Source organism: Vibrio sp. B172a (genome assembly GCF_030248355.1).
Taxonomy (GTDB): domain Bacteria; phylum Pseudomonadota; class Gammaproteobacteria; order Enterobacterales; family Vibrionaceae; genus Vibrio; species Vibrio owensii.
Window position 1 is genome coordinate 1 of the sequence record NZ_JAHGAC010000046.1, and the last position, 12,913, is coordinate 12,913.

Here is a 12,913-nt window from a genome sequence, read left to right on the forward strand (position 1 = left end):
CACCACTGCGTAGTGGTGCGCCTTTCACCACCACCTAAATTAAGTTCGCTTTAGGCTCATCAGATTTAGATGGAGAACTGGGCGCCATTGGGTAGAACTCTTACACTTTGTGATTAGGCTTAACTCGGTTAATGAACCGCTGTGAAAGAAGTAACGTTGGCATTTTAAGCTCCTGTTTTCAGGGGCACATTTTTGCGTTAAAACGACTACTAATGTGCAATAACACTTAAAAAAAATCTAAGAGCGATTTGCTATCAAACAGTTACCACAGGCAATCACTCATAATCGCCAGATTATGACGAGGGTTTACGACAAAATTGCTAAAGGAATGTTCGGAGCTCTTGTAGTGACCACCAACGTTTATCCATATGATAGATTTGTCATAATTACGATTCTTTTTAGATAGACAGTTGTACATTTTGATTAATGGTGCAATTGCACGTCTCTTTCCTTAGAGTCTTACACAAATGTAAAGTAGCAGAAAAGTCACTGTATAGTTGTTCTGATATTGTCCTTGTGTACATTTACGGACACTAAAGGATTTTAAAATGACTATTATCAAATCTGCATTATGTATGCTTCCTGTTATGTTGCTATCTACAAGTATCTTTGCTTCAACGACGCAAGGATTTAATGGTCCCGCAGTTCAACAAGGTTTCAAAGGCCCCTTTCAAGGAGTCCATTCGGTGATAGATGCGCTAAATGCTAACGATGATACCCTTGTAGTATTGACAGGAAATATTTCTGCCACTATCGGTGAGGAAATGTATCATTTTGTTGACCAAACAGGCTCGATTAGTGTTGAAATTGATCATGATAAATGGTTGGGCCTATCCATCGACTCAAAGACTAGAATTATTATTTACGGCGAAGTGGATAAAGATTTTGCCCAAGCCGCAATGATTGATGTAAAAAGAGTGCAATTGGCAAATTAACCAATGAATTGCCCTGCGTTCATTGTTAAGGCCGTTCTCACTGGACAGGTCATGTCCCTATACCACGAAAACTATATAAGAACTGTAAACATGAACATTCTGCTTGTTGAAGACGATATAAACTTAAGTCGTTATATTGAAAAAGGTCTGACAGAGGCGGGGCACTCCGTTCAATCGGTCGATAATGGTAAACATGCGTTATCAATATGCCTAATGGAAGAATTTGATCTCGCCATCATAGACCGGATGCTCCCTGGTTTGGATGGCTTATCACTCGTAAAAGCCATGAGAGCATCACAAATACCAATCCCGGTCCTTTTTCTTACATCGCTTGGCGGAATTGATGACCGAGTAGATGGTCTTAACGCAGGAGCTGACGATTATCTAACGAAGCCTTTCGCATTTACAGAGTTATTAGCTAGGTTATCAGCACTATCGCGTCGAGCTATAGCTGTTTCTACACCAAATGTTTATGAATTAGCTTATGGAGATCTTAAACTGAACCTATCTGAGCATACTGTTATGCGACAAGGGCTACCACTTCGGTTACAACATAAAGAATTTCGCATTTTGGAGTTGTTCTTAAGACACCCAGGTAAAGTCATAACTCGCACTATGTTGCTAGAGCATGTTTGGGATATTCATTTTGAGCCACAAACCAGTGTGGTCGAAACACATATCAGCCGACTCAGACAAAAACTTGAAAAGCCTTTTGGTGATCAATTAATTCATACTGTTCGCGGGGCGGGCTACAAGTTGGAATACCGAACAGAAGGTCAAAAATGATGCGTTCGATATTCGCAAGACTATCTCAATCTCATTACTTCCCTGATTGGCTTAAAACTTCAGCAATGCAGCAAGGGGGAATGCTTATTATCACTTCTTGCATCAGTATAATTCTAATGTCATCACTAACGATATCTTACGTCGATTATCACCTTGATGAGCTCAATGATGAGATAGAACAGAACATTGAGGCATTCATGAAAGGAGAGACAAGCGAAATTGACGACGAGCCTATTGATGAAGATGATATAATTACAGTTCTGGAGGTGGGTTTTGCCTTATCGGGGATCCTGGTACTCATTATTTCCACAGTAGTCATCATCTATACGACAAGGATGAATCAATCACAAATCGAAGGAATTGAAAGAGTACTGCATGCCGCCGCCGCAGGTAACCTTTCGGCGAGGACTAATGAGTCTATGCAGGAAAATGATCTTAGCAGAATTGGTTATGCTATCGATGAAATGCTATCTCAGTTACAAGGTGCAGTTGCAAGTATGAACGATATTTCAGCAAATATCGCTCACGAATTGAAAACACCTATTACCCGATTGCAACATAACCTACAATCACTGGAAGAAGCAGGATACTCCAAGGAATTACAGACAGATCAATTCAATAAATTGCTCTCGCAGACAATTAAGGAGTCTAGTCGATTAGCCTCTATTTTTGATGCTTTGTTACGTATTTCTCAAATTGAGTCCGGTCATCGACGCCAGCGCTTTGCCTCTCTGAATATCACCAGTCTTTTAGCTACCATCGCAGATATTTATATTGATGTAGCAGAAGATACGGGAATGATCTTACAAGTACATAATTCGGCGGGTCAATTACACCTCTTAGGTGATCAAGAGTTGTTGATGCAAGCATTAGCAAACCTGATAGAGAATGCACTGAGGTATTGTCCAAAAGGAAGTCAAATTAACTTATCATGTCACGTCTTTGAGTCAGAGCTTCTTATCACTGTGAAAGATAATGGACACGGTATAAGCGACAGTGAGAAAAAGCGGGTATTTGAACGGCTTTACAGAGGAAATAAGGCTCGAAACGATGGAGGCCTTGGATTGGGACTATCGTTAGTCAAAGCGGTCACAGAGCTCCATCATGGTGATATTAGCCTTTTTGATTGTCATCCCGGTTTGGGAGTAAAAATCACTCTTCCCCTACGAAGTTGATTAAGCACTTTGTAATTATTTATCAGTTACAAACACTAGAGAACCTTACAATAATGTAAGGTTCTCGCAAGGTTAATGTACACTTTCGAGCCTATAATCCCCAGTAACAATGCTATGGCCATAAGTTTTATGGGGAAATAATGAAAAAATTCGCACTGATTCTACCAACAATCACCTTACTCGCTGCTTGTGGTGGTTCTGATTCCAACGAAGGGACAGTTATCCCACCGATGAATAAGTTACCTGATATCATCGAAGGAGAGCTAACGGCGCTAAATAAGACAACAGGTACAGCTACTGTTGGGCGCTACAACGTTGATTTGGGACTTTTAATGCAGACTCGATCGACAATTGAAGCTATCGACAATCTAGCGCTAGGTATGATTTTGACGCTACACACTGATGGCAATCAAACTGTTCAATCTGTCACATACGATGACCTACTTGTCGCTCCAGTTACTTCGTTCGATGCAGAAGCAAAAACGCTAACAATGGCAGGAAAATCAGTGATGACTCAAAACGCCAAGCTGGGAACGGGGTTGGTGTTGGATGCTAGTGTGATTGGAAAAGTGTTAGAAGTCAGTGGTTTTACTGTTGACCAAAACACTATTCAGGCAAGTTATATTGAATTAGACGAACAGAACGTACAGCCTGAAGGCGATGTTGTTGGTGAAATAGAAGGCGTAGTAACTAACCTTGACGCGACAGCGAAGACTTTCAACCTAGGTACAATGGTTATCAACTATGCCAATATTAATCTATCGTTTACTTTGCAAAACGGTCAATGGGTTGAAGTATCCGGAATCTTCAAGGACTCGACTATCGCCGCTACAGAAGTAGAACTGGAAAGCTACGATTACGGCGATAACACCAGCATCGAGGTTGAGGGACGAGTTACTCAAATCAGCACAGATAAGGCCACGGGACGAGTGACAAAGTTGCTTCTGAATGGTTCGCGTACAATTGAATTGCCGGCTAATGCTGTTAAATATGAGGACTTTCTATATAGTGGCGCCCATCCAGTCATTAAGCCAGATATGTTTATCGAAGTAGAAGGACGCTGGATAAAAAACAGCATTCAAGCCCTTGAGGTTGAATGTGATTACGGGTGCCAAAATACACCAGTGCTCCCACCCACTACGCCTCCAAGTGCTACAGGTGAGTTTAATGTTGAGGGGATGGCAAGCTATAACCAAGCGACAAACACAATTACCTTAAACGGTTTCACTTTTATTGTGGGCCAATTTGCAGAATGGGAAGATATTCATCCTGCCAACTGGAACAGTCCAACTTGGGTATCCCTGTCGGGCACAATGGACAGTCAAGCAAATCTAGTTTGGGAAGTTGAAAATGAGTATTACCCTGAGCCAGATATTGACCTTGAAGGTATCGTAACGATTGCAGATGATAACTACTCGTTGTGGGGGTATCACTCAACAGATAACAATCTCAGAGAAATAACCGCACGTTGGGGGTTAAGGGTTGAAGTAGAATGTCGATTCAATCAAGCCAATAACACTATCAGTTTTTGTCAGTTTGACGACTAATTGCGTGTAGAGAAAAGATTCTCTTGTGTAATGGTGAACTACATGTCTCATTCAGTGCTCGATTGTTTACTCAATCGAGCACTGAATGAGTTTCCCCAGTTACCAATATCATACTTCATTAACTATTGCGTATCATACCAACGTAGTGCTCGTGGTATTGAAGGTGGCAACCTTATTATTCCTAGTTCGCAATATGTCTTCGTGAATTGAACTAATCAAACCAGAAAACTCGTTTATGGAAACGAAAGTGAACTTACAAAATAATGATTTAGTTTTGAAAGTTGAGATTTGGAGTTAGAGGTGACAGTAATTCATATCTTTCATAGGTGTGTATGGGAGCGTAAAATGGCAATTTTTGGTAGTTGACTATGAAATTAATCCCCTTCTTATTTTATCTTACAGTGAGCACGGTGGCACTGATTGGGTGTCGGGCTGAATTTGATGAACAAAACCTATCACAGTTAGGAACTGAAAAATTCACGCCTCAAGCGTGGAAAAAAGCGTCTGATCATGAAAGAGGAGCCATGATGTTGTCATTTTTCAAATCGTATGACATCAATGCCTTAACCTCCTCTGATGTACAACGGTTGCTTGGTGAGTCAACTCGTTATTATGATTATGATGACATTCCAGCTTATGCACTCGGCGGCAATGTAGAAAGTATATATGGCGAAGGTTATATGATGGTATTTATTCCTGATGAGCATGGGACGATTGTTGAACACTTCGTTGTGCCGAGCATTAAAGCACAGCCTTAATCACTTTTTACAGACTTTATTTTTGGCATAGCTATGTTCGAATTTTATCGAGCCCCTTATGCCATTTCAGCCTGTTTATCTTCCTTTTAGTCGTTTGCCACATGCTTTGAGCGAGACTTGTAATTTATCAGATATACGCTAGGAAATACCAAGCGGACGTGGAACATGTCCAAATGAATCAGGCTCACGTGGTTTACAACAAACAATTAGATGATATATTGAAATTCGTTCATCAAAGCGCACTTAACGAGTAAATACGCACAATCAATCCAGAGTTCACCTACTCTTTCAAGATCGCGATAAAAAGAAAATCGCAATTTGGGTTGTAAATCATATTAAAAATCAATTATGTAAGATTAATCGACTGCTTTTTGTTCCAACACTCTCTCCTGAGGTTCTGACTTTTCATTGATTACTCGATATTTGCATTCTACCATCCAATTTATTCACCCTATATCCAACTTATTGGCACCATAACCAAAAAATTGGACAGACACACATTAATATCATCCCATTTGCCTGATTTTTTTGAAAAAAAACAATGGCACGCTTTTCGCCAATTAGCGTGATGTTTGGCTTTTACTTTAGGTATTAGTGTGTCGTATAAAACTCTCCCGCTTTACTTAGTTACAACGACCCAGTAGGTCCTAAAACTTGGAGGCTGAACTCTGAGGTTATCCCTGCATTCTCTGATGATGCCGCTAATAATTTATTAGCAAAAACGAAAATCACCAGAACAACGGGAGGATACAGCTCTTGTCTAGGGGAAACCTCGACGCTCGAACGAGCTTACACGCCTGCCATTCAAGCAACACAAGCACAAATGGCCATGGGAAGTTCCGCAGCTGTAGCTAGCTCACCAGAGCAAACGAAACAAACCCAAACCGCAGCGATGCAGTTGGATAAACTGGCCAGCACATTGAAAGATAAGATCGTTGAGGGCTACCGCTGGCAAGTAGAAGGTATTGGTGCTTTGTTTGCCATGCAGCAAAGCTTTTTTGGCGATAACACCCAATACACAGACCAAGACTTACGCCAAGAGACCACGGCGCAAAGCCGCGTTCGTGTCCACATTACCGAGCCCCAAGATGAGGAGTTTTATCCACACGTGCAGGGCTATCATGTAGACGACACGCGCCCCCCCATCAAATACGTGAAACAGGGAAATAATGGCCAGCTGTCCGTTGCGATTGAAGAGAACGGACCAACCATCTATTGGACACCAGAAGAAAACGGTGAAGCAAGTTGGCAAACTACCCCCGATCATAGTGATGGGTTTGAAAAAGACGATATACTCGTCACGCCAATCCACTCGAATGGCGATGCGAACGTCACCGTTACGCCTGCGCCGGAAGAGAAAGACTGGCGTGATGCGATCTTGGTATTCCCTGAAAGCTCAGGCATTGCTCCGCTCTATGTGGTTTACAAAGAAAGCCCGAGGGATAAGCCCGGAGTCGTTACCGGTAAAGGCGAAGATATCTTTGGCATTTGGTTAGCTGATGCGGGTAAAAACTTAGGTGCTCCAATACCCTCCCAAATCGCTGATAAACTGAGAGGAAAAGAGTTCAGCAGCTTTGACGATTTTAGAAGAGACTTCTGGGGCGAGACTGTCTGTTTTTATTGCTAAAACAGTATCGCTTACTGGTCTTAAACCGTAAGGCTTATCATCGAACAACAAACAGCCATCACCGGTTCCACTGCCATCCAAACCGAATCAAAGAGAGCATAGTTCCAAATAAACCGGATCAGCTGTGGGTCGCTGATATTACTTACTTGGCAACGCGAGCGGGAAATACTTATCTCAGCTTAATCACTGATGCCTACTCGAGGAAGATAGTTGGGTATCATCTCGACGATAATATGAAGACGCAAGCCGTTAAGAGTGCGTTCCTGAAGGCTTTGAAAAAGCGGCGGTATGAGGGTGAGCTTATCCATCACTCTGATCGAGGTATTCAATACTGCTCAGAGGAATATCAGCCATTACACAGAAAATATCATGTGACATGCTCTATGACTGATGGATACGACTGTTATCAAAACGCTCTAGCGGAAAGAGTAAATGGTATCTTAAAGATGGAGTACTTGCTGACAAAACCGAACGACTTGAATGAAGCTAAGAAAATGGTTGCTGAGTCGGTGAAACTCTATAATGAACAGAGACCACATACAGCTCTAAAATACAAAACGCCCGATGAAGTTCATCGAGTGTTTTAACTAAAAGTGTCAACCTATATCAGGACGGGTCACCATTCCTCAACCTGTTCTGAAAACTGTTCAAAGTCCTCTCTTGTCACGATCTTCTCGCCATTCTCGGCAAGCACAACGTTCAGCGAAGCCACCATTTGGCCAACGGGCGGGTTCAATGCGGCTAAGTTTTCGAACAAGTGGACTAAGTGAGCGTCGATAGTGAAGACACTCAATTGTGACGTTGTCACGCGATCATTTTGTTTGCGATGGTGGTGTGTGTGGGGGGGGATTACGCCCCGCGCAGCTCCGGGAACAACCGTTTTTTCTATGTTGAAGCGATAATCACCGGCATAAGGATCGATATTTACCTCATCAAACACTGTATATGTAGCCACAATGGTACCTTACGCCCAATTCGGTATTGAAAGCGACGCCTTCTCTCGTTCTACTCGCTGTTGATGTGCTGCTTTTCTTTGTTCGGCCTTGGCCTTCTCCTCTGCTTTTTGTTGCGCTTTCGCTAAACGGGTGCGCGCTAACACCTGAGACCGAGACAACGCCAACGTACGCCGATTTAACTGATACGTTTTAAGCAGTGCGAGCAACTCGCGCCCCTGGGCGTGATTAAATACCAATGCGAGGGTTCACTTTTCTTAAGCGATAGCGCGTACTCGAGCACACGAAAACAGTGATCCGCAAACCCACACCCATAGCCACCGCAGCCCAGGTCTACACGACAACGGTGCTGATGGCCATTATCGAAATTCACCGTAAAGAAAGTTTTAGCCATCATCTTATTCAATATGGCACAGAGCAGCGTTTATTGGTATGCAACGCACTAAGTCCATTTTTGCGAGATTATTGTCATCAATACAATATCAACTACATCGATGGCGCAGGAAATGCACGAATCATAAGAGCTGGAGTTTATATTCTTATTCAAGGGAATAAGCTCAAGGTAAAACACCGATGTTGAGCATTGGTATTATGAAGTGTCTATTTGCTCTCTTAGTCGATGAAAATTTACTTACTCGACCGTATAGCGAAATTGCTCATCAATCAAATATCTCTCTGGGGATGGTAAGCAAAGCCATTCACTATCTAATAACTGATAAATACATTCCAGAAAAGAAAGCCGAAGGTTACTTGACAAGTCATCTCTTATTTATCGATGGTTGAAGTCTTATCATAGCGTGTTGCGACCTAAAATAAGCATGATGCGTTTGACAGCCCAGCAGCATTGGGATGAGTTTGAATCTATAAAACAAAGCCTACTTTCATCAGGTAGTTGGATGATTTAGTGGGGGGATTTTGCGTAGGGCATTTGCATTTTGAACGCATAACGCTCGTCATTTAATGTTTTTGGGGAGATAGTGTGCTTGATGTGTGCCGTGACAAATAACGCACCCCTATAAAAAGAAAAACATCGAAATATTTGCGAGCACAATGACCCTACAAACAACTCGTGATGTGCTCGCTTTTTTTCGAATGTGCTAAACATCATCGGAACGGCTACCTTGCCGGCATTACGCGCAATATACCCTAGTATTGCGCGGATTTTCCTTGCTTCATTTGACAATCCTCTACAAGAAGACACAGTTGGGCTCCGTTGCAGCATTTTGCTTTTCAAGCAATCTAACGTCACCATCCTCGTCGTTTATTAAGTATGACTGATTTCAAAGGGCGTCATTTTTCTGGACAGGTTATCCTCTGGGCTGTCCGTTAGTACTGCAAATATGGTGTGAGTTATCGAGAATTGGCTGAAATGCTTGAGGAGCGGGATGTAGATGAAGACCAATCCACCATTTATCGCTGGGTACAGAAACTTGAACGTCGGTTACGATGGCACTGGAAGCTAGCTTGGGTATCATCGTGGCAACTCGATGAAACTTACGTCAAAGTCAAAGGACGTTGGATGTCCCTTTATCGCCCCATGACTAACACGGGTGAAACTGTTGATTTTTATGTGTCCAGCCCCCCCAGAGCTAAGGCTGCACAACGATTCTTGGGCGAAGCCCTGCGAAGTATCAAACCGATACTGAATACTGACAAAGCTCGGGCTTATATCTCAGCTATTGAGGAAAATGAAAAGCTAAAACACCTAGAAAACTCAGAATGGCAAGCAATGTACTCACTAATATGACCTTCCCCACTCCACCTAAATCACTGAACTTAACGCATAGCAAAAATGCCATGCGTTGCGAATCACTCTTAAATTGTTTGTTATGTGACGATTTCACTTATACTGCACTAACATCAAAAGAATAGCTGCCGTTTTCAGCCTTGATGTCTCGAATAAAGTCGCTATATGAGTAATCACGTGAAAAATATGAGAAAGATTTTAAATCAAAGTAATCTTTGGCAGTCATGAAATCTCTAGATATCTCTTTAGATATTCGTAGTGAATCAACGTGATTTATCGCTGAACTCAAATTGAAACTTGTAACCCCGGTAAACGATGTACTATCGTTTACAGTAGCCCCCATCGATAGCAAACTATTGATAAAGCCCGATTTTCTGTTATCCCAACCAAAAGCTAAAACAGGACCAACGGAAACGCCTTTTATATAATGTCTATGTTTATCGAGCCACTTATATGTTTCGTCTATCGTCTTGTGCGATTCACCTGCATAAAGCAGAACATTAACTTTCACATCAATACCAGCCTCACAAGTTTGCTCAAGAAGCTTAGATGCACGAGACAAATAGCGCTCTGGTGTTTTAGACTTACCCATTCGTTCAATTTGAATAGGGCTAGCACTCTCTAAACCAAGGTCAAGTACTTTCATTCCTGCATTTGACAGCGCTGAAATCTGATTGATTGGAAATGTATCAACTCGAGACTCAGATCTCCACTTATAATTATGCGAATGAAGTTCTCTTTGTTCAGCCAACTCATTGAGCCATGGAAGTGTTGGTTTAAACATTGAAGCCTCGAAATATGGAGACATAGGAATTAGGTCATCAATAAGTAGAGTCTCTGTCGCTTCAGATGAAATTAAAGCGGGCGATTTCAATGGCTGCAGCTTTTCAGAGCGTTCCTGACAAAAATCGCATTTCATTCCGCAACCCCGCGAAACTTCGATACTAGGCTGATAAAGCTCCCTTTTGTCAACTAGATCATACTGAAGCGGTACATAGCTAGATATATGCTCGATTTTTCTTCCTAATAACGTTGCGATATGATTTTCACCTAAACCATCGACTATTTTGTCGACATACGGTAATAACCTTTCTAATTGTTTGGATTCTCCATCAATAACCCAACGACCACCAACGAATATATCTTTAATCATCAATTCAGTTTTTAGTATTTTGGTAAATTCACTTACCCAACCAATGGCATAAAAACTAGGGATAGAAATAAACACCGGAAACTTAGTATTCACAATACCAAGCTCTATACAGTATTCAGAAAATTCTCTTGGTGTTGAAAAGTGTCCATGAAGTTGAATAGGATACAATCCAGCTCGCTTAATGATTGATGTTAAAGATAAGAGCCCATAATTCAGATAGTTGTTCTTTTTATTAACTATATTTGAATCTTTTTTTACTGTTAATTGCCCTGCACTAATACAATACACGTCATACATAAATCGTTACCTATAAGCCTTATTTAAATTATTTCCGATTTATCGTAAGCCGCCAAAAACTTGTTCTGTTTTTTCATCGAATTTTTTAATCTTTTGCAAAACTGCAATGATATTACTTTCAATGTCGTCGCCTTTGGAAACTTTAGTCAAAAAGTACACAATACGACCCCACGTTTTGAAATGCTCTTCACTAATTTCAGCAACTATTGGAAATAATGAATGGAAGCTTGCCAACTCTATAGTCACATGCTTTTGAATGTGCTTATGAACCTCAACTTCGGAAGTTGCTAACACACGAACAAGAGCGTCAATAACTTCGTTACTCCTAGCTCTGTCACTAGCAAAGAACTTGAAGTCGTTTCGATTTGCTTCGTACTCAACTATGGATGGCAAGACTACCCTTGCTTTTCCGAACACCTTAGGATCTTTGAGCAAATTTACAACGATGAACCTTAAATATTCCCTAGCTCTTTTTTCAAGTTGGCGAGAACGCTTTTTCTCTTGCTTGAGAGCAATAATATCGAGTACAAATATGATTAAGGCGAGCTCAACTGCAACACCAACAAACTCTGGAACCAAGTTTTCTTCAAACGTTTTCGAGTAGTCATTCGAAAAGACGATGAATAGAGTTAAACCACATAGCAATGCAAAAAGTGCAAAAGCAAATTTAGGGTGTTTTTTTAGTATGCTTTGAAACATTTATAAAACCAATTGCATAAAAAGTAGCTTTTTATACTTAAGGAGTAGCATTCGGTCAAGTGAAATGACACATAACGCCCTGCTAAGGGGTGAGCAGCGCAACACCAAGGCCGCCGCTTACCACCTTAATCACTAAAACCAACGCATAGTAAACATGCCACGCGTTGCGAATCATTCTTAAACAGATTGTTATGTAAAACAGTGCATTGCCAAACATTGATTGTCATTATACCATTCAAAAAACCATACACCGCACACTTATAGGAATACCCAAAATCATGGAAAATCAAGATCTAAAGGACATGTTGGATAACATCAAACTGGAAGTGAAAGATGATCAACAAGCAGGGCAAAGAGTGACCACTTACCGTTTGCCAGAAGAAGCTCGTACTGAAAAAGTATTGGAGGTTCTTCCTGAGCATTTCGAACATTACGAAAATGTCGAAATTGATGAAGACTACAACTTAATCCTCACTCACCCTGAGAAAGATGACTAACTAAATTGCCCGGCTGAGATATCCTCTCGGTCGAGCTTTGCTTTTACATAACGCCGCATTAAGGTGTGAGCAACGCTACCACAACACCTAACCATACCACCTTAAACACAAAACCCAACGATGGCATCAAAAATGCCAAGCGTTGGGAATCACTCTTAAATGCTTTGTTATGTGTATTAACACAGCTTTGTTACTGGAGTTTATTCATCTTCATCAGCATCTGCCTTTTGCTGAAACTCAGTCCACCATCCAGTATATTTACAGTCTGCACAAATAAGATCTTGAGTATCCTGCCCCATGATCTTTTCTTTGTAGGGTCTAGTTGTTGAACCACACTTGGGGCAAACAGCTCCTGCTCTTTTCATATTGAAACCTTATATTTTCAATGGATTAAAAATCAACAAGATCCTGTTTTCCCATCTGTGCGCCCTGAAATAAGAGTAACTGTTGGAGACATGGATGCACGTGCTTTATATTCACAATGACATTCTGGACAATAGTACTCTTCTGGCTCTTCGTGTCCTTTTTGACCAGGAACACTTACATGAAAAACTGCACCACAGTGACATGTTTGCTCACGACTAGATTTCTCGTAGCCATAATTAGCTTCATATGGGTTGCTCAATTGATATAACCTCTATTTATCAAACTCATAGCGATTATAACTAACTTTGTTGCATATAATTGTGAGCGAAATTGGATTTAATATACATAACACCCTGTTAAGGTGTGAGCAACG

The 12,913-nt window shown here is 41.3% G+C and carries 11 protein-coding genes and 2 pseudogenes; 9 read left to right on the forward strand and 4 right to left on the reverse strand.

Translation table 11 applies throughout. The features are described from left to right. Window positions 1-548: 548 nt before the first annotated feature. From KIT90_RS27365 to KIT90_RS27395, 7 genes and pseudogenes are all read left to right on the forward strand, one after another. Window positions 549-935: a NirD/YgiW/YdeI family stress tolerance protein gene (locus KIT90_RS27365; protein WP_285379695.1), complete on the forward strand. Its 387-nt coding sequence runs from the start codon at window positions 549-551 to the stop codon at window positions 933-935. 90 nt (window positions 936-1,025) lie between these two features. Continuing rightward, a complete protein-coding gene (locus KIT90_RS27370) occupies window positions 1,026-1,721 on the forward strand; it encodes a response regulator transcription factor (RefSeq protein ID WP_285379696.1) in 696 nt (231 codons plus the stop codon). Next, window positions 1,718-2,896 carry a cell wall metabolism sensor histidine kinase WalK gene (locus KIT90_RS27375; protein WP_285379698.1) on the forward strand — a complete coding sequence of 393 codons (1,179 nt, stop codon included), beginning with the start codon at window positions 1,718-1,720 and terminating at the stop codon, window positions 2,894-2,896. The genes KIT90_RS27370 and KIT90_RS27375 overlap by 4 nt, the downstream gene beginning before the upstream one ends. A 140-nt stretch (window positions 2,897-3,036) precedes the next feature. Continuing rightward, on the forward strand, window positions 3,037-4,443 hold the full coding sequence (locus KIT90_RS27380; protein ID WP_285379699.1) for a DUF5666 domain-containing protein: 1,407 nt from the start codon (window positions 3,037-3,039) through the stop codon (window positions 4,441-4,443). A gap of 368 nt (window positions 4,444-4,811) precedes the next feature. Further along, window positions 4,812-5,201, forward strand: coding sequence for a hypothetical protein (locus KIT90_RS27385; RefSeq protein WP_285379702.1), 390 nt, complete (start codon window positions 4,812-4,814; stop codon window positions 5,199-5,201). Between the two features lie 982 nt (window positions 5,202-6,183). Next, a complete protein-coding gene (locus KIT90_RS27390; RefSeq protein ID WP_285379715.1) occupies window positions 6,184-6,828 on the forward strand; it encodes an S-type pyocin domain-containing protein in 645 nt (214 codons plus the stop codon). Next, window positions 6,798-7,415, forward strand: a pseudogene (locus KIT90_RS27395) (IS3 family transposase); the annotation flags it as partial. The gene KIT90_RS27390 and the pseudogene KIT90_RS27395, both read left to right, overlap by 31 nt. A gap of 29 nt (window positions 7,416-7,444) precedes the next feature. Here the strand turns inward: KIT90_RS27395 and KIT90_RS27400 are convergent. Next, window positions 7,445-7,783, reverse strand: coding sequence for a hypothetical protein (locus KIT90_RS27400; protein ID WP_285379703.1), 339 nt, complete (start codon window positions 7,781-7,783; stop codon window positions 7,445-7,447). Between the two features lie 1,268 nt (window positions 7,784-9,051). Between KIT90_RS27400 and KIT90_RS27410 the strand changes: the two are divergent. After that, a pseudogene (locus KIT90_RS27410) lies at window positions 9,052-9,468 on the forward strand (IS6 family transposase); the annotation flags it as partial. Between the two features lie 157 nt (window positions 9,469-9,625). Here the strand turns inward: KIT90_RS27410 and KIT90_RS27415 are convergent. Together KIT90_RS27415 and KIT90_RS27420 are read right to left on the reverse strand one after the other, a co-directional pair. Next, window positions 9,626-10,978 carry a radical SAM protein gene (locus tag KIT90_RS27415; protein ID WP_285379706.1) on the reverse strand — a complete coding sequence of 451 codons (1,353 nt, stop codon included), beginning with the start codon at window positions 10,976-10,978 and terminating at the stop codon, window positions 9,626-9,628. 39 nt (window positions 10,979-11,017) lie between these two features. After that, entirely contained in the window at window positions 11,018-11,677 is a 660-nt protein-coding gene (locus KIT90_RS27420) for a hypothetical protein (protein ID WP_285379708.1), read from the reverse strand. Window positions 11,678-11,955: 278 nt separating this feature from the next. Between KIT90_RS27420 and KIT90_RS27430 the strand changes: the two genes are divergently transcribed. Continuing rightward, entirely contained in the window at window positions 11,956-12,174 is a 219-nt protein-coding gene (locus tag KIT90_RS27430; protein WP_285379712.1) for a hypothetical protein, read from the forward strand. 200 nt (window positions 12,175-12,374) lie between these two features. On the opposite strand, the gene KIT90_RS27435 is transcribed toward KIT90_RS27430, so the two are convergent. Beyond that, the gene (locus tag KIT90_RS27435) at window positions 12,375-12,539 is read right to left on the reverse strand and encodes an Eag protein (protein ID WP_141195608.1); all 165 of its coding nucleotides are present in this window, start codon (window positions 12,537-12,539) and stop codon (window positions 12,375-12,377) included. Between the last annotated feature and the right edge of the window lie 374 nt (window positions 12,540-12,913).

Excerpts from the sequence above, each read along its gene's own strand:
- KIT90_RS27365 (WP_285379695.1), top strand. The coding sequence starts at position 549 with ATGACTATTATCAAATCTGCATTATGTATGCTTCCTGTTATGTTGCTA.
- KIT90_RS27370 (WP_285379696.1), top strand. The coding sequence starts at position 1,026 with ATGAACATTCTGCTTGTTGAAGACGATATAAACTTAAGTCGTTATATT.
- KIT90_RS27375 (WP_285379698.1), top strand. The coding sequence starts at position 1,718 with ATGATGCGTTCGATATTCGCAAGACTATCTCAATCTCATTACTTCCCT.
- KIT90_RS27380 (WP_285379699.1), top strand. The coding sequence starts at position 3,037 with ATGAAAAAATTCGCACTGATTCTACCAACAATCACCTTACTCGCTGCT.
- KIT90_RS27385 (WP_285379702.1), top strand. The coding sequence starts at position 4,812 with ATGAAATTAATCCCCTTCTTATTTTATCTTACAGTGAGCACGGTGGCA.
- KIT90_RS27390 (WP_285379715.1), top strand. The coding sequence starts at position 6,184 with ATGCAGCAAAGCTTTTTTGGCGATAACACCCAATACACAGACCAAGAC.
- KIT90_RS27415 (WP_285379706.1), bottom strand. The coding sequence starts at position 10,978 with ATGTATGACGTGTATTGTATTAGTGCAGGGCAATTAACAGTAAAAAAA.
- KIT90_RS27420 (WP_285379708.1), bottom strand. The coding sequence starts at position 11,677 with ATGTTTCAAAGCATACTAAAAAAACACCCTAAATTTGCTTTTGCACTT.
- KIT90_RS27430 (WP_285379712.1), top strand. The coding sequence starts at position 11,956 with ATGGAAAATCAAGATCTAAAGGACATGTTGGATAACATCAAACTGGAA.
- KIT90_RS27435 (WP_141195608.1), bottom strand. The coding sequence starts at position 12,539 with ATGAAAAGAGCAGGAGCTGTTTGCCCCAAGTGTGGTTCAACAACTAGA.